Annotated in this window: 25 protein-coding genes and 1 riboswitch; of the genes, 10 read left to right on the forward strand and 15 right to left on the reverse strand. The window is 56.7% G+C overall.

Annotated features, from left to right (window positions below; translation table 11 throughout):
* Positions 1-67 precede the first annotated feature (67 nt).
* Entirely contained in the window at positions 68-976 is a 909-nt protein-coding gene (gene yvcK, locus AX755_RS12590) for a uridine diphosphate-N-acetylglucosamine-binding protein YvcK (protein ID WP_062856852.1), read from the reverse strand.
* Between the two features lie 226 nt (positions 977-1,202).
* Positions 1,203-1,337, forward strand: a riboswitch (molybdenum cofactor riboswitch).
* Between yvcK and moaA the strand changes: the two genes are divergently transcribed.
* The 6 genes from moaA to AX755_RS12620 all read left to right on the forward strand — a co-directional run bounded on the left by moaA (position 1,325) and on the right by AX755_RS12620 (position 4,798).
* Positions 1,325-2,314 carry a GTP 3',8-cyclase MoaA gene (gene moaA, locus AX755_RS12595; protein WP_058680904.1) on the forward strand — a complete coding sequence of 330 codons (990 nt, stop codon included), beginning with the start codon at positions 1,325-1,327 and terminating at the stop codon, positions 2,312-2,314. Its footprint overlaps the riboswitch before it by 13 nt.
* A 24-nt stretch (positions 2,315-2,338) precedes the next feature.
* On the forward strand, positions 2,339-2,851 hold the full coding sequence (gene moaB / locus AX755_RS12600; RefSeq protein WP_062856853.1) for a molybdenum cofactor biosynthesis protein B: 513 nt from the start codon (positions 2,339-2,341) through the stop codon (positions 2,849-2,851).
* 3 nt (positions 2,852-2,854) lie between these two features.
* Positions 2,855-3,340, forward strand: coding sequence for a cyclic pyranopterin monophosphate synthase MoaC (gene moaC / locus AX755_RS12605; RefSeq protein WP_020684982.1), 486 nt, complete (start codon positions 2,855-2,857; stop codon positions 3,338-3,340).
* On the forward strand, positions 3,333-3,578 hold the full coding sequence (gene moaD, locus AX755_RS12610; protein ID WP_013097491.1) for a molybdopterin synthase sulfur carrier subunit: 246 nt from the start codon (positions 3,333-3,335) through the stop codon (positions 3,576-3,578). Before moaC ends, moaD begins: the two co-directional genes overlap by 8 nt.
* A 1-nt stretch (position 3,579) precedes the next feature.
* A complete protein-coding gene (gene moaE, locus AX755_RS12615; RefSeq protein WP_062856854.1) occupies positions 3,580-4,032 on the forward strand; it encodes a molybdopterin synthase catalytic subunit MoaE in 453 nt (150 codons plus the stop codon).
* A gap of 58 nt (positions 4,033-4,090) precedes the next feature.
* Positions 4,091-4,798: a Bax inhibitor-1/YccA family protein gene (locus tag AX755_RS12620; protein WP_014831151.1), complete on the forward strand. Its 708-nt coding sequence runs from the start codon at positions 4,091-4,093 to the stop codon at positions 4,796-4,798.
* Between the two features lie 83 nt (positions 4,799-4,881).
* On the opposite strand, the gene AX755_RS12625 is transcribed toward AX755_RS12620, so the two are convergent.
* The 3 genes from AX755_RS12625 to AX755_RS12635 are packed head-to-tail and all read right to left on the reverse strand — an operon-like array spanning position 4,882 to position 7,840.
* Positions 4,882-5,844 carry a lysylphosphatidylglycerol synthase transmembrane domain-containing protein gene (locus tag AX755_RS12625; RefSeq protein ID WP_062856855.1) on the reverse strand — a complete coding sequence of 321 codons (963 nt, stop codon included), beginning with the start codon at positions 5,842-5,844 and terminating at the stop codon, positions 4,882-4,884.
* Positions 5,844-7,082, reverse strand: a complete 1,239-nt coding sequence (clsB, locus tag AX755_RS12630) for a cardiolipin synthase ClsB (protein WP_038418944.1) — start codon at positions 7,080-7,082, stop codon at positions 5,844-5,846. Before clsB ends, AX755_RS12625 begins: the two co-directional genes overlap by 1 nt.
* A complete protein-coding gene (locus tag AX755_RS12635; protein ID WP_013097486.1) occupies positions 7,079-7,840 on the reverse strand; it encodes an endonuclease/exonuclease/phosphatase family protein in 762 nt (253 codons plus the stop codon). The genes clsB and AX755_RS12635 overlap by 4 nt, the downstream gene beginning before the upstream one ends.
* A gap of 133 nt (positions 7,841-7,973) precedes the next feature.
* On the opposite strand from AX755_RS12635, the gene AX755_RS12640 reads away from it, so the two are divergent.
* Positions 7,974-8,384, forward strand: coding sequence for a YbhQ family protein (locus AX755_RS12640; RefSeq protein WP_014831155.1), 411 nt, complete (start codon positions 7,974-7,976; stop codon positions 8,382-8,384).
* Here the strand turns inward: AX755_RS12640 and AX755_RS12645 are convergent.
* Genes AX755_RS12645 through cecR form a run of 5 tightly spaced genes read right to left on the reverse strand, consistent with a single transcriptional unit; the run spans position 8,346 to position 13,986 of the window.
* On the reverse strand, positions 8,346-9,452 hold the full coding sequence (locus AX755_RS12645) for an ABC transporter permease (protein WP_014831156.1): 1,107 nt from the start codon (positions 9,450-9,452) through the stop codon (positions 8,346-8,348). The two genes, AX755_RS12640 and AX755_RS12645, sit on opposite strands and share 39 nt — an antisense overlap.
* 9 nt (positions 9,453-9,461) lie before the next feature.
* Positions 9,462-10,595 carry an ABC transporter permease gene (locus AX755_RS12650; protein ID WP_062856856.1) on the reverse strand — a complete coding sequence of 378 codons (1,134 nt, stop codon included), beginning with the start codon at positions 10,593-10,595 and terminating at the stop codon, positions 9,462-9,464.
* Complete coding sequence (locus tag AX755_RS12655) at positions 10,585-12,324, reverse strand: ATP-binding cassette domain-containing protein (protein WP_062856857.1); 1,740 nt, start codon at positions 12,322-12,324, stop codon at positions 10,585-10,587. Before AX755_RS12655 ends, AX755_RS12650 begins: the two co-directional genes overlap by 11 nt.
* Positions 12,317-13,312 carry a secretion protein HlyD gene (gene hlyD, locus AX755_RS12660; protein WP_013097481.1) on the reverse strand — a complete coding sequence of 332 codons (996 nt, stop codon included), beginning with the start codon at positions 13,310-13,312 and terminating at the stop codon, positions 12,317-12,319. Before hlyD ends, AX755_RS12655 begins: the two co-directional genes overlap by 8 nt.
* Positions 13,309-13,986: a transcriptional regulator CecR gene (gene cecR, locus AX755_RS12665; protein ID WP_013097480.1), complete on the reverse strand. Its 678-nt coding sequence runs from the start codon at positions 13,984-13,986 to the stop codon at positions 13,309-13,311. Before cecR ends, hlyD begins: the two co-directional genes overlap by 4 nt.
* Before the next feature lie 205 nt (positions 13,987-14,191).
* Between cecR and rhlE the strand changes: the two genes are divergently transcribed.
* Together rhlE and dinG are read left to right on the forward strand one after the other, a co-directional pair.
* Positions 14,192-15,544: an ATP-dependent RNA helicase RhlE gene (gene rhlE / locus AX755_RS12670; protein ID WP_038418948.1), complete on the forward strand. Its 1,353-nt coding sequence runs from the start codon at positions 14,192-14,194 to the stop codon at positions 15,542-15,544.
* A 97-nt stretch (positions 15,545-15,641) separates the two neighbouring features.
* The gene (gene dinG / locus AX755_RS12675) at positions 15,642-17,819 is read left to right on the forward strand and encodes an ATP-dependent DNA helicase DinG (RefSeq protein WP_062856858.1); all 2,178 of its coding nucleotides are present in this window, start codon (positions 15,642-15,644) and stop codon (positions 17,817-17,819) included.
* Here dinG and AX755_RS12680 read toward each other — a convergent pair.
* From AX755_RS12680 to AX755_RS12700, 5 genes are all read right to left on the reverse strand, one after another.
* Positions 17,806-18,306: a fimbrial protein gene (locus tag AX755_RS12680; protein WP_029882480.1), complete on the reverse strand. Its 501-nt coding sequence runs from the start codon at positions 18,304-18,306 to the stop codon at positions 17,806-17,808. The genes dinG and AX755_RS12680 overlap by 14 nt on opposite strands.
* 10 nt (positions 18,307-18,316) lie before the next feature.
* A complete protein-coding gene (locus tag AX755_RS12685) occupies positions 18,317-19,306 on the reverse strand; it encodes a fimbrial protein (protein WP_028027902.1) in 990 nt (329 codons plus the stop codon).
* 17 nt (positions 19,307-19,323) lie between these two features.
* Positions 19,324-21,819, reverse strand: a complete 2,496-nt coding sequence (locus AX755_RS12690) for a fimbria/pilus outer membrane usher protein (RefSeq protein WP_062856886.1) — start codon at positions 21,817-21,819, stop codon at positions 19,324-19,326.
* A 71-nt stretch (positions 21,820-21,890) separates the two neighbouring features.
* Entirely contained in the window at positions 21,891-22,565 is a 675-nt protein-coding gene (locus AX755_RS12695) for a fimbrial biogenesis chaperone (protein WP_062856859.1), read from the reverse strand.
* Positions 22,566-22,626: 61 nt separating this feature from the next.
* Positions 22,627-23,160 (reverse strand): fimbrial protein, encoded by a 534-nt coding sequence (locus tag AX755_RS12700; RefSeq protein WP_029882477.1) that lies wholly within the window; start codon positions 23,158-23,160, stop codon positions 22,627-22,629.
* A 225-nt stretch (positions 23,161-23,385) separates the two neighbouring features.
* Between AX755_RS12700 and ybiB the strand changes: the two genes are divergently transcribed.
* Positions 23,386-24,348: a DNA-binding protein YbiB gene (ybiB, locus tag AX755_RS12705; protein WP_062856860.1), complete on the forward strand. Its 963-nt coding sequence runs from the start codon at positions 23,386-23,388 to the stop codon at positions 24,346-24,348.
* 113 nt (positions 24,349-24,461) lie between these two features.
* On the opposite strand, the gene ybiJ is transcribed toward ybiB, so the two are convergent.
* Positions 24,462-24,722 (reverse strand): DUF1471 family protein YbiJ, encoded by a 261-nt coding sequence (gene ybiJ, locus AX755_RS12710; protein ID WP_013097471.1) that lies wholly within the window; start codon positions 24,720-24,722, stop codon positions 24,462-24,464.
* Positions 24,723-24,778 lie beyond the last annotated feature (56 nt).

The following is a 24,778-nucleotide window of genomic DNA, read 5'->3' on the forward strand; positions in this document are numbered from 1 at the left end:
AGCGTGTTTTCGCCCTCTCCCTGTGGGAGAGGGCCAGGATGAGGGCATCAGGCCGCACAAAACGAGCCTAACCCAACTCCTGAATCGCCTTCTCCAGCGCGTCACGCAACAAGTGACGGTCATGACGGTATTTGATATCGCTGGCCTCCAGCGGCTCCTGCACCACCACGCGATCGCCAATACCCGACACATCCACTTTCGGCCCGACCACAACACCGTCGATGATTTTTTTACCGACGTACTGCTCCATCAGCTCCAGTTTATCCGCCAGGGACAGGCTGGCCGCTGCCGGACTCAATTCGCGGCCTAAATTACCGATGTACACCATCGGGGCGGGCGTTCTGCGCAGGGCCTGCGCCAGCTCTTTCACCAGTAAAATCGGCATCAGGCTGGTGTAAAAACTGCCCGGGCCAATCAGGATCAAATCCGCCTCGGCGATGGCCTCAACTGCTTCGCGCGTGGCGGGAACGGCCGGGTAAGTCATCAGCTCTTTCGGCGGCAGCGTAAGCTGATCAATATTCACTTCGCCGTACACTTCATGGCCTTCCACGTCGATGGCCATCAAATCGACCGGTTGTTCAGACATCGGGATCAGGAACGCATCCACTTTGAGCAGATTGCGGATGAGATTGATCGCTTCCAGCGGGCGCACGCTCAGGTGATCCAGCGCTTTAAGCATCAAATTTCCAAGGTTATGCCCGGAAAGTTCCCCGTTACCGCCAAAACGGTACTCAAACATCGCCGAGGCGACGCTCGGTTCGGTAATTAACTGGTTCAGGCAGTTACGCATATCGCCCCAGGCAATGCCGCCTTCTGCGCGTCGGATCCGCCCCGTCGATCCGCCGTTATCCGTTGTTGTTACTATCCCTGTCAGTCTTGAGCCAAGGGATGACAAAGAGGACATCATCCGGCCCAGACCATGGCCTCCACCCAGTGCCACCACCCGGTCAAGATCCGCAAAAGTGCGATTGCGCATACCTATTCCTTATCACGTTCGATCTGCGTAACAGTAACCTAACTACCCCTAAAAGACGATGCCTCAGCCAGGGCAAAATGACGTATATCAATGCGAATCTGCTGTTTTGGCGTATTCTGTAACGAAAATGCACAATCAGGTCGCTATATACATGTTTATATAGCGTTAAGCGGTAATGGCGAAAGGGTGATTTACGCGCTACTATCGCCATAACCACGTTTTCAAATTTGAAAACATACACTCTAGCCCTGGTGCCTGTGTCGAAAGATATGGCGCCCTGGCCGTGGCAACTATGCCACCAGGGTACAGAAAGAAATGACTGTGCCTCCCGTATCTGGAAAGGTGTACATGGCTTCACAACTTACTGATGCTTTCGCGCGTAAGTTTTACTACTTACGTCTGTCGATTACCGATGTGTGCAACTTCCGTTGCACCTACTGTCTGCCCGACGGCTACAAACCGGGCAGCGTCACCAATAACGGCTTTCTCTCCGTGGATGAAGTTCGCCGCGTTACGCGCGCGTTCTCGGCACTCGGCACGGAAAAAGTGCGTCTGACCGGCGGAGAACCTTCGCTGCGCCGTGACTTCCCCGACATTATTGCCGCCGTGCGTGAAAACGAACGCATCCGTCAGATTGCGGTGACCACCAATGGCTACCGCATGGCGCGCGATGTCGCAACCTGGCGTGATGCGGGCTTAACGGCCATTAACGTCAGCGTGGACAGCCTGGATGCCCGTCAGTTTCATGCCATTACCGGCCAGGATAAATTCCAGCAGGTGATGGACGGTATTGATGCTGCGTTTACCGCCGGGTTCGATAAGGTCAAAGTCAACACCGTACTGATGCGTGATGTAAACCATCATCAGCTGGACACCTTCCTGGCGTGGATCAAATCCCGCCCCATTCAACTGCGGTTTATTGAACTCATGGAGACGGGCGAGGGCAGCGAGCTGTTCCGCCGCCACCATATCTCCGGCATGGTGTTGCGCGATGAGCTGCTTAAACGCGGCTGGATCCACCAGATCCGCCAGCGCAGCGACGGCCCGGCGCAGGTCTTTTGTCACCCGGATTACGAAGGGGAGATTGGACTTATCATGCCTTACGAGAAAGATTTCTGCGCCAGCTGTAACCGCCTGCGCGTCTCCTCGGTGGGCAAACTGCATCTGTGTCTGTTCGGGGATGGCGGCGTTAACCTTCGCGATCTGCTGGAAGACGATGCGCAACAGGCCGCGCTGGAAGCGCGTATTTCTGAGGCGCTGACGCATAAAAAACAGACCCACTTCCTGCATCAGGGCAACACCGGCATTACTCAGAACCTGTCATACATTGGCGGGTAATCAGGCTTAAGAAGGAACCAGAAGATGAGTCAGGTCAGCGCGGAATTTATCCCGACACGTATTGCCATCCTTACCGTTTCCGACCGTCGTGGCGAAGAGGATGACACCTCCGGCCACTGGCTGCGCGAAGCCGCCCATGACGCCGGGCATAAGATCGTCAATAAAGCGATCGTCAAAGAGAACCGCTATGCCATACGCGCGCAGGTCTCCCAGTGGATTGCCAGCGATGAAGTGCAGGTGGTGTTGATCACCGGCGGCACCGGTTTTACCGCAGGCGACCAGGCGCCAGAGGCGCTTATCCCGCTGTTTGACCGCGAGGTAGAAGGCTTCGGCGAAGTGTTCCGCATGCTGTCGTTTGAAGAGATAGGTACCTCGACGCTGCAGTCACGAGCGGTGGCGGGCATGGCGAACAACACACTGATATTCGCCATGCCGGGCTCGACCAAAGCCTGCCGCACCGCGTGGGACAACATTATCGCCCCGCAGCTGGATGCCCGTACCCGTCCGTGTAATTTTCATCCCCATTTAAAGAAATAAGCTATGTCGCAACTGACCCACATTAACGCCGCTGGCGAAGCGCATATGGTGGACGTTTCTGCCAAGGCCGAAACGGTCCGTGAGGCGCGTGCCGAAGCGTTCGTTACCATGCTGCCAGGCACCCTGGCGATGATTATCGACGGCAGCCACCATAAGGGTGATGTCTTTGCCACTGCCCGCATCGCCGGGATCCAGGCGGCGAAACGCACCTGGGACTTAATTCCGCTCTGCCACCCGCTGATGCTCAGCAAGGTGGAGGTCAATCTTCAGGCCCAGCCAGAGCACAACCGCGTGCGCATCGAATCGCTGTGTCGTTTAACCGGTAAAACGGGCGTGGAGATGGAAGCGCTGACGGCGGCGTCCGTTGCCGCGCTGACTATCTACGATATGTGCAAAGCGGTGCAGAAAGATATGGTGATTGGCCCGGTTCGTCTGCTGGCGAAAAGCGGCGGCAAATCCGGTGATTTTAAGGTGGACAGCCATGATTAAGGTGCTCTTTTTTGCCCAGGTGCGTGAACTGGTGAATACCGACAGCCTGACGCTGGAAGCGACGTTTAAAGACGTTGCCGCACTGCGTGCGCATCTGGCGGCGCAAAGCGACCGTTGGGCGCTGGCTCTGGATGAAGGGAAGCTGCTGGCCGCCGTCAACCAGACGCTGGTGGAGTTTACCCATCCGCTGGCGGCAGGTGATGAAGTGGCCTTCTTCCCACCGGTGACGGGGGGTTAAGATGGTTGATACGCGAATTCTGGTTAGCCCTGAGCGCTTTAATGTCGGTACGGAATATCACTGGCTGGCAGAGCGCGATGAAGACGGTGCTGTTGTGACCTTCACCGGTAAAGTGCGTAACCACAACCTTGGCGACAGCGTAAAAGCGCTGACGCTGGAACACTATCCGGGCATGACCGAGAAATCTCTGGCTGCGATCGTCGAAGAGGCGCGAGGCCGCTGGTCGCTCGGGCGTGTGACGGTTATCCACCGCATCGGTGAGATGTGGCCGGGCGAGGAGATCGTTTTCGTGGGGGTGACCAGCGTCCATCGCGGCAGCGCGTTTGCCGCCGGGGAGTTCATCATGGATTACCTGAAAACCAAAGCCCCGTTCTGGAAACGTGAAGCGACGCCAGAGGGGGAGCGGTGGGTTGAATCGCGCGACAGCGACAAACAGGCCGCCAGCCGTTGGTAACAGGTTTATGTGGATGTGTTAGTCTTAACGTGTGTGTCTACTTAATCAGGAGTGAATCATGGACCGATTTCCGCGTTCCGATTCGATAGTACAGCAGACCCGTAGTGGCCTGCAGACGTATATGGCTCAGGTTTATGGCTGGATGACGGTAGGCTTACTGCTTACCGCATTTATCGCGTGGTATGCGGCCAATACCCCTGAACTGATGATGTTTATCTTTTCCAGCAAAATCACCTTCTTTGGGCTGATCATTGCGCAACTGGCACTGGTGTTTGTGCTCTCCGGTCTGGTACAAAAGCTGAGTGCCGGGATGGCGACCACCCTGTTTATGCTCTATTCGGCACTGACGGGGCTGACGCTTTCCAGCATTTTCATCGTCTATACCTACTCCTCTATTGCCAGCACCTTTGTGGTCACCGGCGGGATGTTTGGTGTGATGAGCCTGTACGGTTACACCACCAAACGTGACCTCAGCGGTCTTGGCAACATGCTGTTCATGGGGCTGATCGGGATTGTGCTGGCGTCGCTGGTGAACCTGTGGCTGAAGAGCGACGCGCTGATGTGGGCGGTGACCTATATCGGGGTGGTGATTTTCGTTGGCTTAACCGCCTACGACACCCAGAAGCTGAAAAATATCGGCGAGCAGATTGACGTGCGTGACAGTTCCAACCTGCGTAAATACTCAATTCTGGGCGCCCTGACGCTGTATCTGGACTTCATCAACCTGTTCCTGATGCTGCTGCGTATTTTCGGCAACCGTCGTTAAATACTGCCCCTCACCCTAACGGTGCGGTTTTTCTCCCTCTCCCTGTGGGAGAGGGCCGGGGTGAGGGCATCAGACCGCTGCGCCTATTTTGCCATCGCCTTCTCGTTCTTCGCTCTCAGCTTCTTCGCCCGGCTCTCAAGCATCAGATAACAGACCGTGGCCAGCGCCAGCGGCAGGAAGTAATAGAGCATGCGGTAGGCGAGCAGGGCGGCGATAATCGTCCCATGAGAAACATGTTCTCCGGCAAGCAGGGCGATAAATACCGCTTCCAGCACCCCAATCCCGGCCGGAATATGTACGATCACCCCGGCAATACTGCTCACCAGCAGCACCCCCAGCACGAAGAAATAATTCACATCTTCGCCAATGAGCAGCCAGATAATTGCCCCCATCGCCATCCAGTTGGCGCTGGAGACCGCCATCTGCAGCACGGCAAATTTCCATGAGGGTAAAACCAGCTTTTGCCCTTTGATGGTCATATGGCGGCGTCTGGCAAAGGCGCAGGCCCAGAGATACAGGGCGATAATGAGCAGGAGCGCGAAACCCAAAATCCGCAGCGTGACTTCATCGATATACCAGTGTGCGGGCAACTGCACCACGCCGATGGTAAAGATCACCCCACCCAGCAGAATATAACCCAGCCAGTTGGTGGTAATGCTCAGCGAAAATATACGCGTGATGGTCCCACCGGGCAGTCCCAGGCGCGAGTACAGGCGATAGCGCATGCCAATCCCCCCGACCCAGGTGCTGAGCGTCAGGTTAAAGGCGTAGCAGATAAACGACACCAGCATAACCTGGCGTTTTGCCAGCTTGTGGCCGCAGTAGGCGCGGCCCAGCAGGTCATAGCAGCCGTACATCAGATAGCTGACAATCACCAGCCCAACCGCTCCCAGCAGCACCATCCGGTTGTAGTTGCGGATGACTTTCCACACCTCTTCCCAGTCCACCTTTTGCGCGTAAACCACCAGCAGCACCGCAACGGCAATAAAAAACAGCCAGGTCAGGATCTTTTTCGCCATTCGCCAGCGTGGATGCGATTTAGACATCAGGTTTTCCCTCCATCTTCCGCCTCAATGCGGTCCTGGGTTTCCATCTCGGGTTGAACAGGCGGATCCACCAGCGCAAGTTTTGGGGTATGCGCCGGCAGCCAGCCCACCATCGCCGGGAAATGGCGCAGGAAGTGGAACACCACTACGCTGATCCCCAGATTCCACCAGGTGCGTTTTGGCACCATGGACTCGTCCACGCGCACGCAGTCGTTGACGATCAGACCCTGCAGGTTATCCCGCAGGGTCTGGTTAAACTGACGATCGTGAATGATCAGGTTCGCTTCCAGGTTGAGCGACAGGCTCAGCGGATCGAGGTTACTGGAGCCGACGGTCGCCCAGTGATCGTCCATCAGCGCGACTTTGCCGTGCAGCGGTCGGCGACGGTATTCGTAGATCTGCACTCCGCCTTTGAGCAGGTAGTTATAGAGCAGCCGCGCGCCGACTTTGACGATGGGCATATCCGGCTCGCCCTGCACAATCAGCTTCACGCGGACGCCGCGTCGGGCGGCACTGCGCATGGCGTGCAGCAGCCGGTAGCCCGGGAAGAAGTAGGCGTTGGCGATGATCACTTCGCGTTTGGCATTCGCCAGCATTTTCAGGTAGTGGCGCTCAATATCGTCCCGGTGCTCGCCGTTATCCCGCCAGACGAACAGCGCCTGCGCTTCGCCGGGCTTCCGGTTCTCTTCCGGACGATGGCGGCGCTTCCACCAGCGTCGGGCGGCCTCTTTGCCGGGTAAGTTTTCCAGTTCAAACAGCAAAATGTCCTGAACCACAGGCCCTTCGATGCGGATGGCGTAATCCTGCTTGGCCTCCGGGCCGTAGTCAGACATATGCTCGGCGGAGTAGTTAATGCCACCGACAAACGCCACCGTCTCATCAATGACGACGATTTTGCGGTGCATCCGTCGAAAGAGATTGGTACGCATGCCGAACAGGCGAGGGCCGGGATCGTAGTAGCGGAACACAACGCCTGCGGCAGTGAGCTCATTCACGAACGCATCGCTAAGATCGGGCGAGCCATAGCCATCCAGCAGCGCTTCAATTTTGACGCCGCGCTGGGCGGCGCGCAGCAGCACGCTGTGCAACTGTTTGCCCACATCATCTTCAAACCAGATAAAGGTCTCGAGGATCACTTTATGCTGCGCGCGGTCTATCGCATCAAAAACGGCGGGGTAATATTCGTCCCCGTTGACCAGCAGCGTGATCCGGTTGCCTTCCTGCCAGGTACATTTCATAAGTGGATCTCCGCGCTCAGCGGGGCATGGTCGGAAAGGTGGCGCCAGTTAAGCAACGCCAGCGCGGTCGGGCTGCTGGCATGGGCGTTTTTCACATAAATGCGGTCAAGCCTCAGCAACGGGAAGCGCACCGGAAACGTGCGCGCAGGTCTGCCGTGCGCGCGGGTGAAAATTTCTTCCAGCCCGGCCTCCACCTTCAGAGGGTGGTTAGCCCGCTGCCGCCAGTCGTTGAAATCCCCGGCAATGACCACTGGCTCTCCTTCGGGCAGGGCGTTAGTCCACTCGGCCAGCATCTGCAGCTGTGCCTGGCGATGCGCTTCCCGTAGACCGAGATGCACACAGCCAACGTGCACCGGAAAATCGAGATCCGGCGGGGCGATACGGCAATACAGCAGCCCACGCTTTTCACTTTCGCCGACGGAGACGTCCCGGTTCTCGTAATGTTCAATGGGATAACGCGACAGCACCGCATTTCCGTGATGCCCTTCAGGATAGACCGCATTGCGGCCGTAAGCGTAATCACTCCACATGGTGTCGGCCAGAAATTCATAGTGGGGCGTGTCGGGCCAGTTTTCGAAGTGCATCGGATGGACCTCGTGCGCGCCCATCACTTCCTGCAGGCAGACAATGTCCGCGCTGACGGTGCGAACCGCGTCGCGCAGCTCCGGTAAAATGAAGCGGCGATTAAATGCTGTGAAGCCTTTATGAATGTTTATCGTCAGCACTTTAAGCGAGAAATGCTGCATTTTTTTGGTCATAAGCTCCTTCCTGAGTGACTATCCCAATGAAAATAAAGTGTAGTCGTCGTCACAAAAAGATGCGGTGTTACGGAATTTTCCGTAAAGTGCGGTAGTCTGATTAAGCAGAGAAAAATCCTTCAGGAGAGAAGCCATGAAGTGGCAACAACGTGTTCGTGTCGCAACGGGTCTAAGTTGCTGGCAGATAATGTTGCATTTACTGGTCGTGGCCGTACTGGTGATGGGCTGGATGAGCGGCACGCTGGTGCGTGTTGGCTTAGGACTATGCGTCCTCTATGGCGTCACCGTGCTGTCGATGTTGTTCCTGCAGCGCCATCATGAAGCGCGCTGGCGCGAGGTGGGTGATGTGCTCGAAGAGCTCACCACCACCTGGTACTTTGGTGCCGCAATGATTGTGCTGTGGCTGCTGTCCCGCGTGCTGCAAAACAACCTGCTGCTGGCGCTGGCCGGTCTGGCCATCCTTGCAGGGCCTGCGGTGGTCTCTTTGCTGGCCAAAGAGAAAAAGCTACGCAATGTTGCGTCTAAACATCGCGTACGCCACTGACCCCGTCGTGGCCGCTATGACCAGTAGCGGCCACAAACTTCCCCAGATAATATCCAGACTCGCATCCTTCAGATAAATTTGCTTGGTGATATCCGTAAAGTGACGAATCGGGTTTATCCACGTCAGATCCTGTAACCACACCGGCATATTCTCAACCGGCGAAACATACCCGGAGAGCAGGATGGCCGGCATCATAAAGACAAACACGCCAATAAACGCCTGCTGCTGCGTGGAGCAGAGCGCGGAAATCAGCAGGCCAAACCCGACCAGCGACAGCCCGTAGATCACCATCGTGAAGTAGAACAGCGCCAGTGACCCGGCGAACGGGATCTGGTAGGCCCAGATCCCCACGCCCAGCACGATGGTGGCCTGGAACGTGGCAACTATCAGGGCGGGAACCGCTTTACCGACGAAGATTTGCCAGGTCGCCAGCGGGGAGACCAGCAGCTGATCGAGCGTACCTTGCTCGCGTTCGCGGGCGACGGACAGGGAGGTGACGATCATCACCCCAATGGTGGTGATCATGGCGATCAGCGACGGCACCACAAACCATTTGTAGTCCAGGTTTGGGTTGTACCAGTTACGTACCACCAGCTCGCTGTTGTTGGGCTTCGGTTTCCCCTCCATCAACTCCTGCTGATAATCCTTCACCACCTGTTGCAGATAGTTCGCGGCAATCTGCGCGCTGTTGGAGTTACGCCCGTCGAGGATCAACTGCATGGGCGCGGGCTGGAAGGTATCCAGATTGCGGGAAAAATCAGCCGGAAAACGCACCAGCAGCAGCGCTTTCTGGGTATCGATGGTGGGCTGGATCGCCTGTGGGCTTTTCAGCAGCAGGATATGGGTAAAAGCCTTCGCCCGGGCAAAGCGCTGGGTCAGCTCGACGGAATGTTTACCGTTGTCTTCGTTGTAAATCGCGATGGTGGCGTTGGTCACCTCAAGCGTGGCGGCAAAAGGGAACAGAAACACCTGGATGAGCACCGGCAACACCAGAATGGCGCGGGTTTGCGGCTCGCGCAGCAGCGATTGCAGCTCTTTGCGTATTAACGTCCATAAACGGTGAAACATGTTCGCTCCTTAATCCAGACGCCGTTTGGTTTTCATCCACGTCAGCCCAATAAACATCGCCGCCGACGCCAGCAAAAACAGGGTATTGATAATCAGCACTACCGGAATATTCCCCGCCAGGAACAGGCTTTGCAGCGTGCTGACGAAATAGCGCGCCGGAATTATGTAGGTCACGGCACGGATCACCGCGGGCATGCTGTCTATCTGGAAGATAAACCCGGACAGCATAATCGACGGTAAAAAGGCGGCGTTCAGCGCCACCTGCGCGGCGTTAAACTGGTTGCGGGTGACGGTGGAGATGAGCAGCCCCATGCCCAGCGTGCTCAGCAGAAACAGGCTGGTAATGAAAAAGAGCAGCACCAGCGAGCCGCGGTACGGCACCCCGAGGATAAACACCGAGACCAGCATACAGAGCAGCATCGCCAGCATGCCGAGGAAGTAGTAGGGGATAAGCTTACACAGCAGCAGCTCAAGGCGCGTCACTTCGGTTGAAAGCAGCGCTTCCATGGTGCCGCGCTCCCACTCGCGGGCAATCACCAGCGAGGTCAGGATTGCGCCAATGACCGTCATAATGATGGTGACCGCACCCGGGATAATAAAATGCTGGCTGATGGCGGCAGGGTTAAACCAGTAGCGCATCTGTACGTCGATCAGCGGTTCGAACGTTTCGCCCCGGTCTTCGGCGCGCTGCATCTGCCAGAGCTGCCAGATCCCCTCTACGTAGCCCTGGACAAAGTTGGCGGTATTCGGCTCGCTGCCGTCAGTGATCACCTGGATCGGCGCAGCGGTATCTGCCCGCGCCATGTTGGCGGCAAAATCGACCGGGATCACCACCAGACCGCGGATTTTCCCGGCCTGCATCTTCTGAATAAGCACTTGCCGGTTGTCGCTGATGGTGGCGTCAATGTAGGGCGAGCCGGTCATGGCGTGCGTGAAATCCAGCGCCTCTTCGCTCTGCTGCTCCAGTAATATCCCGACCCGCAGCTTGCTGGAGTCGAGGTTGATCCCATAGCCGAAGATAAACAGCAGCAGAAGCGGGATAACCACCGCAATCAGCCAACTGCTGGGGTCACGCACGATCTGACGCGTCTCTTTGATGCACAGCGCGCGCACCCGGCGCCAGGAAATCGCCTTATTGCGCATCGGCATTCTCCTTATCCCAGTCGTGGATGAGGGTGATAAACGCCTGCTCCATGGTCGGGTCCGGCACCTCGTCGTCTGCGGCCTGGGCTTTCAGGTCATCCGGCGTGCCGTGGGCAATCAGCTTGCCGCGATAGACCAGCCCGATGCGATCGCAATACTCCGCCTCGTCCATAAAGTGGGTGGTTACCATCACCGTTACCCCTTTCTCCACCATACTGTTGATGTGCAGCCAGAACTCGCGGCGGGTGAGGGGATCAACACCTGACGTGGGTTCATCCAGAAACAGAATATCGGGCTCGTGCATCAGCGAGCAGGCCAGCGCCAGCCGCTGTTTGAAGCCCAGGGGCAATTCATCCGTGGCGTGGGAAGCGATAGCTGTCAGGCCAAACGCCTCGCTCATCCGGTGGATTTTCTCGTCCTGGGCGCGCCCTCGCAGGCCGTAAACGCCGGAGAAAAAGCGCAGGTTTTGCTCGACCGTCAGGTTGCCGTACAGCGAGAACTTCTGCGCCATATACCCCAGATGCTGGCGCGCCTTGCCGGAGCTGACTTTCAAATCCATATCCAGTACCAGCGCTTTGCCGGACGTAGGCACCAGCAGGCCACACATCATCTTAAAGGTGGTGGATTTCCCCGCGCCGTTTGGCCCGAGCAGGCCAAAAATTTCACCGCGCTTCACCACGAAATTGACGTTATCGGTGGCGGCGAAATCACCGAATTTTTTGGTCAGGGATTTGGCTTCGATCACCGTCTCACCCGGCGTACCTTCCACCGTGTGCAGGATCGCCCCGAGCGGCGATTCCGAAGTACCCGCTCCGCCCAGCAGATCGATAAACGCGTCCTCAAAGCGGGGAGCCGTCTCTTCCATCTCAATGTCAGGCATGCCCGGCGCGTGACGAATATCCGCTTTGGTCGCCTCTTTGGTCAGGATCACGCGCACCGAACGGCCCTGAATCATCCCGTCGCTGACCTGGGGCAGCTTCAGCACCCGTTGCAGCAGTTTGCGGTTCGACTCCTGCGGGCTGTGCATCAGGAAACTGCGTCCGGCCATGCTTTGGGTCAGCTTCGTCGGTTCTCCCTGATATAGCAGCTCGCCTTCGTTCATCAGCAGCACATCGCGACACTGCTCGGCTTCATCCAGATAGGAGGTGCTCCAGAGGATCAGCATTCCGTCACCGGCCAGCTCGTGCACCATCTGCCACAGCTCGCGGCGTGAAATGGGGTCCACGCCCACGCCGGGCTCATCCAGCAGCAGCACTTTCGGCTCGCCGACCAGCGTACAGGCCAGCCCCAGCTTTTGCTTCATCCCGCCGGAGAGCTTGCCCGCCAGACGATCGGTGAAGGGACCGAGGGAGGTGAAGGACAGCAGACGGGCGAAAGTCTGCTGACGGGTTTCACCGGTCACGCTACGCAGATCGGCGTACAGATTAAGGTTTTCCATCACCGTCAGGTCTTCATAGAGACCAAACTTCTGCGGCATATAGCCGAGCATGGCGTGGAGTGCACCGTCATCCTTAATCGGATCGAGCCCGAGCACGCTGGCCGCCCCTTCATCGGGCTTAAGCAGGCCTGCCAGCATCCGCATCAACGTGGTTTTGCCTGCGCCGTCCGGGCCAACCAGCCCGGTCACATAGCCTTTCTGGATGGTACAGTTCAGCGGCGCGACGGCCGGTTTTTCCATGCCCGCGAAGCGTTTGACCAGATTGTCGAGCCGGATAACCGCGTCATTCATGTCGTTCCCCGCTGTTCACTTTTACGGTGACTGGCATGCCCTGGCGCAGCGCGTCGTCCGCATCGGTGACGATGATGCGCAGGCGATACACCAGGTCGGTACGCAGATCCGGCGTTTCCACCGTTTTTGGCGTGAATTCAGCGGTGGGCGAAACAAAGCCCACTTTGCCGTGATACGGCTTATCGGGACGACCGTCGGTATAGAGCAACAGTTCGCGACCCGGCTGCATCTGGCCGAGGTTTGGCTCATCAATGTAGGCGCGCACCCATACCGGACGGGTGAGCGACAGGGTTAAAACGGTGCTTCCGGCGTTGAGCATGCTGCCGGGCTCCACGGCGCGGGTCATCAGCGTGCCATCAGACGGTGCCACCAGCGTGGTGTCGTGCAGATCGAGTTCCGCCTGGGCCAGCTGGGCCTGCGCCTGTTCAAGGCTGGCTTTGGCCTGGGCGATATCCTGCGGGCGGTTACCGGTGTGGTACTGACTCAGCTTGTCCTGCGCGGATTTCAGCGTTGCCTGAGCCTGATCGCGTGATGAACGGGCGTTTTCCAGATCGTTGGCCGAAATAGTGCGGCTTTTCCACAGCCCCTGCTGGCGGGCATAGAAATTCTGCGCATAGTCATAGGCTGCCTGCGCCTGTTTGACTGCGGCAGCAGCCTGGGCAATCTCTTCGTCACGATAACCGGCCAGCATCAGATCATATTGCGCCTGGGCGACGGAAACCCCGGCTTTTGCCTGCATTAACGCGTTCTCGTAGGGCGCTTTATCAAGCATCCCCAGCGTCTGCCCGGTTTTGATGGTGTCGCCCTCATCCACGTTAAGCGACGCCAGCCGCCCCCCGACGCGGAAGCTCATATTCACGGTGCGAATATCAACGTTACCGTACAGCGTCAGGCCGCGATCCTGATGGCTTTGATACCACAGCCAGCCACCGACGCCTGCGGCAAGCAAAACAACAACCACCAGAATGATGGCGACAGGTTTTTTCATGACTTCAGGCTCCTTTGCGTTAAGCCTTGCAGGATCAGATCCAGATGACAGGTGATAACCTGGCTAATCTGCGCGGCTTTATCCTCATCAAATTGTGTCCAGCCGGTGCGTAACAGAATCGTTTCTCGCCCCAGACGGAAGGCCAGAATCTCACCCAGCAGGGCGTGGGTATGCAAAATCGTAGCGGTATCGTTGGCGTCTTGCCCGGTATAGGCCGCGATCAGCCGGGTCAGGTGCGTGTGCATCGGGGCAATCACCTGGTCATGCACCAGCTGGTAGGCGGCAGTGGGGAAGAGCTGTTCACGGGAGATAAATCGACTCAGGTTCAGCGTGTCGTCGTGCGTCAGCAGGCGGATCATGTTGTGGCAGGCGTTGAGGATCAGCTGGCGGATAGCGTCACGATCGGGCGACGGCTGGCTGAGCAGCGCGGTGGCTTCCTCCACGTGCGGGTGAAACTGCGTGCCAATAAAATCGGCGATCCACTGGGCACAGGCGAGGTATAAATCCTCTTTTGAGCCAAAATAGTAGGGGATAGCCGCAATGTTTTGCCCGGCCTGCGCCGCGATATCCCGGGTGGTGGCGTGTAAGCCATACTCACCAAACTGCGCCAGCGCGGCAGCAATAAGCTGACTTTTGGCCTGTTCGCCTTTAGAAGTTGTCGGGGTTGTATTCATAGCGGCATTAAAAATTAATCAATCGATTGATTAAGATTATGCCTGATTAGCGAAATCGTCGAGGGAAGGGGGAGGGATATTTTATGCGCCACGTCACAAAAGCTGCTACACTCCGCCCCTTCGCGACATTGTGGTTTTTGTCCTCCTAATTGTTATATCTCCCTGAAAACTACACCTGTGATGGTCGGGGCGGTTCGGAGTTTTTATGTCTTTTGATTCCCTTGGCCTGAACCCGGAAATTCTGCGCGCGATCGCAGAGCAGGGCTACGTTGAGCCAACCCCAATCCAGCAGCAGGCGATCCCTGCCGTTCTGCAGGGCCGTGACCTGATGGCCAGTGCCCAGACCGGGACCGGTAAAACCGCAGGCTTTACCCTGCCACTGTTAGAGCTGCTGGTAAAAAATCAGCCGCACGCGAAGGGGCGTCGCCCGGTTCGTGCGCTGATCCTCACCCCAACCCGCGAGCTGGCGGCGCAGATTGGCGAGAACGTGCGTGATTACAGCCGCTATCTCAACATTCGTTCGCTGGTGGTTTTCGGCGGTGTGAGCATTAACCCACAGATGATGAAACTGCGCGGCGGCGTGGACGTGCTGGTGGCAACGCCGGGCCGTCTGCTGGATCTGGAACATCAGAACGCCGTGAAGCTAGATAACGTCGAAATTCTGGTGCTGGACGAAGCCGACCGCATGCTGGACATGGGCTTTATCCACGATATTCGCCGCGTGCTGGCTAAGCTACCGCCGCGCCGTCAGAACCTGCTGTTCTCCGCGACCTTCTCCGACGAGATCAAAGCGCTGGCTGAAAAGCTGCTGCATAACCCGCTGGAAGTTGAAGTGGCGCGTCGCAACACCGCCTCTGAGCAGGTGACCCAGCACGTGCACTTCGTTGATAAAAAGCGTAAGCGGGAACTGCTCTCCCAGATGATTGGTCAGGGTAACTGGCAGCAGGTGCTGGTCTTTACCCGTACCAAGCACGGTGCAAACCACCTGGCGGAACAGCTGAACAAAGACGGTATTCGCAGTGCGGCTATCCACGGTAACAAGAGCCAGGGGGCGCGTACCCGTGCGCTGGCGGACTTTAAATCCGGTGATATCCGCGTGCTGGTAGCAACCGACATCGCTGCCCGTGGTCTGGACATTGAAGAGCTGCCGCACGTGGTGAACTACGAGCTGCCAAACGTGCCGGAAGATTATGTTCACCGTATCGGCCGTACCGGTCGTGCGGCGGCCACTGGCGAAGCGCTCTCGCTGGTCTGCGTGGATGAACACAAACTGCTGCGCGATATCGAACGTCTGCTGAAGAAAGAGATCCCGCGTATTGAAACGCCGGGGTACGAAGTGGATCCGTCCATTAAAGCGGAGCCAATTCAGAATGGTCGCCAGCAGCGTGGCGGCGGTGGACGCGGTCAGGGCGGCGGCCGTGGTCAGCAGCAGCCACGCCGTGCCGAAGGCGGCGCGCCGAAGTCGGGCAATAAACCGCCTCGCCGCGACGGCGAAGGGAAACCGGCAGGAGAAGGGCAGCGCCGTCGCCGTCCGCGTAAACCGGCTAACCCACAGTAATCTGGAAGCCCGGCCGTAAAGCCGGGCTTTTCTTTTTGCGGCGACGAAAATAAAGTGCCACAATAGTGGCTGTTTATACAGTATTTCAGGTTTTCCGATGGCTTTAACCGCGGCGCTGAAAGCGCAGATTGGTGCCTGGTATAAGGCACTCCAGCAGCAGATCCCCGACTTTATCCCCAGGGCACCACAGCGGCAGATGATTGCCGATGTGGCAAAAACGCTCGCCGGTGACGACGGGCGACATCTGGCGATTGAAGCGCCAACCGGGGTCGGTAAAACCCTCTCTTATTTAATCCCGGGCATCGCTATTGCGCGGGAAGAACAAAAGACGCTGGTGGTCAGCACCGCTAACGTGGCGCTACAGGATCAAATCTTCAGCAAAGACCTGCCGCTGCTGCGCAAAATTATCCCCGAGCTGCGTTTTACCGCCGCCTTTGGCCGCGGACGTTATGTCTGCCCGCGTAACCTGGCGGCGCTCGCCAGCAGTGAGCCCACCCAGCAGGATCTGCTGGCGTTTCTTGATGACGAACTGACGCCAAACAACAAGGCGGAGCAGGAACAGTGCGCGAAGCTGAAAGCCGATCTCGACAGCTACAGGTGGGACGGTTTGCGCGATCACACCAGCCAGGCCATCGGCGATGATTTATGGCGCAGGCTCAGCACCGATAAAGCCAGTTGCCTCAACCGTAACTGTCACTACTACCGCGAGTGCCCGTTTTTTGTCGCCCGGCGGGAGATCCAGGAAGCGGAAGTGGTGGTCGCCAATCATGCGCTGGTGATGGCGGCGCTGGAGAGCGAGGCGGTGCTGCCGGAGCCGAAAAACCTGCTGCTGGTGCTTGATGAAGGCCACCATTTGCCTGACGTAGCCCGGGATGCGCTGGAGATGAGTGCTGAAATCACGGCCCCGTGGTTCCGCCTGCAGCTCGATCTGTTCTGCAAGCTGGTGGCCACCTGCATGGAGCAGTTCCGTCCTAAAACCACGCCGCCGCTGGCGGTGCCCGAGCGTCTGAGTGAACACTGTGAAGAGGTCTACGGCCTTATCGCATCCCTGAACAACATTCTGAATCTGTATCTCCCGGCGACTCAGGAGGCAGAGCACCGTTTTGCCATGGGGGAGCTGCCGGACGAGGTGATGGAGATTTGCCAGCAGCTGGCGAAGCATCTGGAAAAGCTGCGCGGCCTGGCAGAGATGTTCTTAAACGATCTCAGTGAAAAGACCGGCACCCATGACGTGGTGCGTTTGCACCGTATTCTGCTGCAAATGAACCGTGCGCTGGGCATGTTTGAAGCGCAAAGCAAACTCTGGCGGCTGGCCTCAATGGCGCAGGCGTCCGGCGCGCCGGTCACCAAATGGGCCACCCGCGAAGTGAGAGACGGGCAGGTGCACCTCTTTTTCCACTGCGTGGGCATCCGCGTGGCCGATCAGCTGGAAAAGCTGATCTGGCGCAGCGTGCCGCACGTGGTGGTAACGTCAGCCACCTTGCGTTCCCTGAACAGCTTCTCGCGGCTGCAGGAGATGAGCGGCCTGAAGGAAAAAGCGGGGGACCGTTTCGTGGCGCTGGACTCGCCGTTTAACCACTGCGAACAGGGCAAGCTGGTGATCCCGCGCATGCGCTACGAGCCGCTTATCGATAACGAAGAGCAGCATATTGCCGAAATGGCCGCCTATTTCCGCGAACAGCTGGAGAGTAAAAAATACCCTGGCATGCTGGTGCTGTTTGCCAGCGGACGCGCCATGCAGCGCTTTCTGGAACATGTTACCGATCTGCGTTTACTGCTGCTGGTGCAGGGCGATCAGCCGCGCTACCGGCTGGTAGAGCTCCACCGCCAGCGCATCGATAACGGCGAGCGCAGCGTGCTGGTGGGGTTACAGTCTTTTGCGGAAGGTCTGGATCTGAAGGGCGACTATCTGACCCAGGTGCATATTCACAAAATTGCCTTCCCGCCCATCGACAGCCCGGTGGTGATCACCGAAGGAGAATGGCTGAAAAGCCTCAACCGCTATCCGTTTGAGGTACAAAGTCTTCCGGGGGCGTCGTTTAACCTGATTCAGCAGGTGGGTCGTCTGATTCGTAGCCACGGCTGCTGGGGCGAAGTGGTGATCTATGACAAGCGTCTGCTCACCAAAAACTATGGTCAGCGCCTGCTGAATGCCCTGCCGGTGTTCCCGATAGAACAGCCGGAGGTGCCTGAAATAAAAAAACGCCCGGCAAAACAGACTGCCGGGCGTCGGAAAAGCATCCGTGCTAAGGGGCGCGGTCCTACTGGTAAGTAAAGGTGGCCTGAACAACGCTGTTGAAGGTACCCGCCGTCACAGGCAGGGCGGTAGCGTAATAGCGTGCCGCCATGGGAAAATCGGCGGTGTGGGTACCAGCGTCAATCACCACGCTAAAGCGGGCTTCGGGGGCAAGCACGATGTAATCCAGACGGTCGGCCAGCTCTAATGCCACCCCTTTGGCGGTGCCACTATTGGCGAATTTAAAGGGGTGGTCCGTATCGCGCGGCCCATCAACGTTAATGGTGGCAACCGTCAGGGTGGGCGGACAATTGGTGAGCTTTAAATCGAAGTTTTTCCACGGGCCGGTGTCGCCGATATCCTTAAAATCACTGGCGACGGCCTGTCCCAGATCCACCACCATGTTCTGGCTGGCGCTGTCTACCTGGCAGGTGGTGTCGTAAATATTCCCTTCGATATTGAGCGTCACGTCGGTCGCGCCCACAGAGAGGCTCGTCAGAGCGAGCAAAAGGGATAACGTTTTCATCTTCGCTCCGTTACTGGTATTCAAGATCGATGGTGGCAATCGTATTGGCTTTCCCCGCCGTGACGCTGGCATCCGTCTGGTAATACTGCACCGCGAAGGGGATCACATCCGGAACGCCTGGTTCGGCTCTTCCACCCACCGGGATTGGGTAGTCGTATTTAAGATCGACACCGTCAAGCAGCATTCTCACCCCCACGCCCGTGGCGCTGTCGCTGCCGGGCGTCAGGTTCAGGACATCTGCATACTGGCTGTTGATGCCATTTGCGCTGGTTACCGAGGCCGTAAGATTGACCTCTTCGGTACAGGTAGCGGTGATGTTGAAATACTTCCAGGCCGTATAGCTGCCCACGTGGGTAAATTGCGACACCGGGAAATTGCCGAGGGTCACCGTCAGATTTAGCGGATCAATAGAACAGGTCGCCGTTCTTTCGCTGACCGTGGCGGAATAGTGGCTGGTATTACGTGCACCAGAAATCCCCACAGAGTTAAAAACCCCGAATCCATAGGGATCCTGCGCGAGCGAAAGGGTACCGCTGCCGATATGTGATGCCGTTTTGATTAACCGCTGGGTGTAGCTGAAAGAAAATGTTTGTCCGCTGTCGCTGCTGACCGTCCCAATGGGCGTGGCGGTTGTATCGCATGAGTACCCTTTGCCGCGAACGATCTGCCCGCTGCTGTTCAGAAGCTCAATGCCGATGCCGTCAACATTGGTGGTATACACGCCCGGCATGCCAGGCACTTCCGTTCCCGTTCCGTAATAGCAGGAAATAAGGGTGTGATTCGTCATCGTGCCGGTACAGCTGCCGTTAACGGTATGGGTCTTTGCCGAACCCGGGATGACGCCGCCAATATCGAGTGTTGTGGGTACAGAAAGCGTGCCCGCATCAAGGGTATAAGGCAGATCGGCGCTGTCACAGGAGGTTGCCGCCTGGGCATGCGGCACCAGACACGCGCTCGTGAGTAAAACCAGCAGTGCGAAGACATATCTACACATGTTCATTTTTTCCTCGGGAAGGGTCATACACACTGCGCCGTAACGTTAAGAACAGGGCCGTCGGCTTTGGTGGGCAGGTGATAAGTTGCCTTGCAATGGCTGTCGGCGGTTTTCCCCCAGCTGACGTTAACCGTACCTGTCTCGTGCATACCGGTGAGGAACACCTGCCCGCCCTCGCCTACGATAAATTCACCGTCCTGATGGGCCTGAGATGCCGTTGCGCCAAAGGGGATCGGGCGACCATCCGCGCGTTTTAGTGTCATCAACACCCGACTGCCTACGTGGGTTTCATAATGTGCTCGCACGATGGCGCCGCGCGTTGGCGTCACTGTTTTGGCGGCCTGGTCGATATCGGCATTTTCCGGCAAGGTTTCGGTGTTCAGCGCGAGGGTGTTGTGACGGTATGGCGAAACGTACGGCACAATGGCATAGCCGCGAAAATCGGTGTTAATGCCAGTCTGATTGGTGACGTTGGTGTCGTCTGCGCCCGGCGCTTCGATCAGCGCAGCGGTCTCACCCATCGGCTGACCGAGGGTGATGCCATGCGCATGGGCGATCATGCTGCCCTGAAGACCGACATTGAGCTGTTGTTGCTGGTTATCCTGGGAATACCCGGCGCTCACTTCGCCGTAGGTGCCTTTATAATCGGCATTCAGACTGGTGCTGTCCCCACTGCTCTGACTATGGCCCTGCTGAACCCCCCAACTGAGGTTATTACCGGCCAGCGCCGTGCCGTTCAGACCCACGCTTTGGGTTGTTTCGTGCTTCGTGCTGTTCAGGTTGTAGTTCACCCAGGTGTTGCTGAGCCAGCGATCGAGCGGAACGGAGACGTTAAATGCGATCGTCTGCTCGCTGGTTTTCTCATTATTGTCATCCCCGCTGTCACGCGTGTTTTTATCCAGTCCGTAACTGAAACCGTAGCTGATGCCGTGCCAGGAGTTGTTGTAGCCGAGGTTCAGTGAGGTCATCCCCTGGCTTGAATTCCAGTAGTTCTCTTTGACCAGGCTTAACGTCAGGGAACCAAACGCCCCGCCCAGGGACTGGTCGACAGTCGCCTCCTCGCGGCTGCGGCGCGTGTCCGGCGTTTCCCAGTCGTCATTACGGGTATGGGAATCCAGCGTGTCCTGCAGGGTGTAGAACCCCTTGCTGTTATAGCGATAGCCAGCAATGGAAAAATGGGTACCGGTGGTGGCGAAATCTTTGCTGTAGCGGATGCGCCAGGAGCGCCCGCGGGTGGGATCCTGATCCTGCATCTCTGATTTGGCGTCGGTGACATCCACCGAAAAGGCCCCGAGATCGCCGATATTCTTGCCGACCCCCAGCGCCAGCGCATCGTAATACTGGCTTGCCTGCACGCCGCCGTAGACCGTAAAGCCGTAAGGCAATCCGTAGATTGCCGTACCCTGCATAAACGGAGTTTTTTCGACGTCGTTGTCATAGCTGCGATAGCGCCCCGCGGTGAGGCTGTATTTAAAGCGGCCTTCACGCTGCAACACCGGCACTGACGCATAAGGCACCACAAAATGCTGTTCGCTGCCGTCCGTCTCTTTCACGGTGACGTTCAAATCGCCGCTTCCGCCGGTGGGGTAGAGATCGTTGATCTCGAACGCGCCGGGAGCGACATAGTTCTGGTAAATGACGTAACCATTCTGGCGAACTATAACCTGGGCGTTACTGTGCGCCGTACCGCGGATCACCGGCGCAAAGCCCTTCATGCTGTCCGGGAGCATGTCGTCATCCGAGGCGATCTGCGCCCCGGTGTAAGAGATGCTGTCAAACACGTCGGAAGGGGAAGAGCTTTGGCCGAATGTGACGTTCCCGCCAAGGGCGATAATATCGCGCTGGGCGTAGGTATAGACCGAAGAAAACTGGCTCTCTGCGTCACCGTCACCGCTGGTTTTGCTCCAGGTGGAGTAGTTACGAAAACGCCACGCCCCGAGGTTAAGACCCGGACGCAGGTTAAGAAACTCGCTGCGCTGATCGCTACCGTTCTCACCTTTACCGCGGTTGTCCCCGGCGGTGAAGCTGTAATTGAGCAGCAGGGCGTTAATTCCCTCGTCATACTCCTGCGGGTCGACGTAATCACGCGGTACATGAGTAATTGCGGTCTGGGGAATGCTTAACAGCAGCTGCTGCGGATTAACATGAAACGTTGCGCTGGCGGAGGGGATCACGCTCAGGTCAATACACTGCGCCTTATCGTCCTGCCCGAATTTTTCGATATTAATACCGAAGCTTTTTAGCAGGGCGGCGCTAAGACACGGCTGCAGGGTTGATTTACCGCTGGCGTCTTTCTTCAGCGTGAACTCAATCTCTTTGCTTGCCACTTTATTATTGTTGACATAAACGTCAACGTGATATTTACCGGGAGCCTGACCGGGACCAATCTCATAAATACTGAGGTCGGTTTTACCCTGGCCTGGGTTATCAATATCCAGTAGCGCCGGGTTGAAATAATCATCGGCCAGAACTTTTTGCACACACACACCCAACAGCGTGCAGCCCAATGCAATAAGCATTGAGCGTCCGTGCTGTTTGGGTGGTTCGGTGGAGTAGTCCCAGCTCATAATAAATTTCGCTATTCCAGACGTTATTTAATCTGTGCGCTATAGGACTGGCTAATACCGCCGTAATCATTGATGATTTTCCAGGTCACGGTGTGTGCTGTAATATTTCCTGGTATCGCGAAATGGGTTTCACTTTTTGGGCCGGCATAGGTGGCTTTATCGACCTTTTTACCGTCGAGCGTTATTTCCTGGAAATTCATATAAAACGGCGTGGGGTTTTCGACAATCAGCTGTTTTCCCCGGGTGTGCCAGGATAATTGCGTGGCAACATCTTCCGGTTTTCCGGTAATACCTGACGGGCGATAAAGCAGCTTAATGCGGGTTTTAATCGCAATCTGCAGCGTATTAACGCTCTCATTGCGTGCAGAAGAGGGGATGGATTTAATATTCAACCAGAACAGCGATTCGCGATCGGCAGGTAAGTTTCCCCCGGTTCTGATGATGCGCAGAACGTTCTCTTGCTTCGCATCAAGGCGAAACAGCGGCGGCGTGATCAGGAACGGTGCTTTCTCACGTGCGTTATCTTCCGTCTCGACCCATGACTGCACCAGATAATCGAGATTGTCCGGGTTGGTGATCCCAATAGAGGATTCTTTTTTACTTTCTGGGTAGACCACGCGCGTGCCGCCAATGGTAATACCCGCATGGGCAACGGAAGCAATAAATAAAAAAGAGGAGGCCAGAAGATATTTTCGCATAGTGACACCGTAATAAAGCAATAACAGATATTAGCCACTGGGGTAGCTAATATCTGTTTTATTAGTTGTAAACGATAGTGAAGGTAGAAGCGGCATTCGCCAGTCCGGCAGACACCGTTCCTCCGGTCTGGATATAACGTGCACCAAACTGCAGATCGTTTGTTGTGGTACCTGGCGTGAGCGTATACGCAGCAGAGGCCGTATATAAGCTCAGTGGATTTTCCGTTTTATCCAGCAACTGAACACCCACTCCTGACGCCGAACCGGTTCCTGATGTCACAGCAAGAATATCTTTGTTGTTACTGTCAGGCGTCCCGCCGAATGTCACCGAGGCGCTGGTAACCGTTTCAGGACAATCTTTTAACTGAATACTAAAGCGGGTTGTCGAGGTCGTCGAACCACTTCCGGTAAATGCAGATTTAGACACCTTACCTAATGAAACATTAAGCGGATTGCTTAAACCGTTTACCACAGTACATGCAGAATCAATAATCTCACCTGTGAAATTAATTTGACCTTCACCACTGGATGCAAATACAGAAACGGAAGCACACGCCATCCCGGCGGCGATCCCCGCAATAATCATTTTTTTCATTTAAATCCTCTGAATGAAAGTATGGCACTTCAGGTATTAATCATCACGTGGCTGATTAATTCGGCATGAACTATCGCTGAGAACTATTTTTCGTTCAATTTATCTTCAGACCATTTTTACCCTCGAAGGGCGTTTGTTCGGGTGTCGGGAGAGAAAGGAAAATGATTACCCGCCAGGCATTTATCAGGGCTATAGTATCTGCAAAGAGCCGCAAGGAGAGATGTCGTGGACTATCGTAAAATTATCAAAGAGGTAGGGCGGGGGAAAAACCATGCCCGCGACCTGGATCAGGAAACGGCCCGTGCGCTGTACACCCATATGCTTAACGGCGACGTGCCCGATCTGGAGATGGGCGGTATCCTGATTGCGCTACGCATTAAAGGTGAAGGCGAAGCGGAGATGCGCGGTTTCTATGACGCGATGCAGGCGCAAACGCTGCGCTTAACGCCACCGGTAGCCAGACCGATGCCGATTGTCATCCCTAGTTACAACGGCGCGCGCAAACAGGCGAATCTGACGCCACTGCTGGCTATTCTGCTGCATAAGCTCGGGTTCCCGGTAGTTGTCCATGGCGTTAGCGAAGATCCGACTCGCGTCCTGACAGAGACCATTTTCGGCATGCTAGGTATCGAGCCGACCCTGCACGCCGGACAGGCACAGGCAAAGCTGGACGGTCATCAGCCGGTCTTTATTCCGGTTAAGGCGCTCTGTCCACCGCTGGAAAAACAGCTGGATATGCGCTGGCGCATGGGCGTGCGCAACAGTGCGCACACCCTGGCGAAACTGGCGACGCCGTTTGGTGAAGCGGATGCCCTGCGCCTCTCCAGCGTATCGCACCCGGAGTATGTCACGCGGGTGGGCAAGTTCTTTGAAGATATCGGCGGCAGGGCGCTGCTGATGCACGGCACCGAAGGGGAAGTTTATGCCAATCCGCAGCGCTGCCCGCAGCTGGTGCTGATTGATGCCGCCGGCACGCGACCCGTGCTGGAGCGGGGTGAAGAGAATGTGGATGTGGTGTTGCCGGAGGCAAAAGATCCGCACACGACTGCGCACTGGATTGAGCAGTGCCTTGCCGGCAATGTCCCTGTTCCGCACGCCCTTAAGCTGCAGATGGCCTGCTGCCTGCTGGCAACCGGAGAAGTGGAGTCTGTCCAGGCGGGGTTAGCCCGTGTGGAACAGGCGTTTTAGGCAAAAAAAGCCCGTCCAGTGGCGGACGGGCAAGCAAGGGTAACAACAGGGTCAATGAGGGTTGGAGCAGCTCACCAGAGGGTATGGTGAGGGTGGAGCATTACTTCAGTCGATTATTTGTAGATAACCGCAGTGCCGCTCAGCTTGTTATTGCCGTTAGCGGAGGTAATGGTGTATCCGCTTGCACCGGCCGCAGCGGCTTTTTCAGCCAGTTTGGCTTCCAGACCGTCCAGCGTGGTTGCGCCATCAGCACTCACCACACCTACTTTATTCATGTTCTGTGCCTGAGCAGAAGAAACGGGCTCTACAGCGAAAGCGCCAAAAGACAGAGCGGACAGGGCAACAGCAGCAACAGCATATTTGATGGTTTTCATAATTAATCTCTCGCAGGTTTTTCTGTTAAGGGGACGATGTTCCGTCGATGTGATAA

Source organism: Enterobacter sp. SENG-6, assembly GCF_001605945.1.
Lineage (GTDB): Bacteria > Pseudomonadota > Gammaproteobacteria > Enterobacterales > Enterobacteriaceae > Enterobacter > Enterobacter cloacae.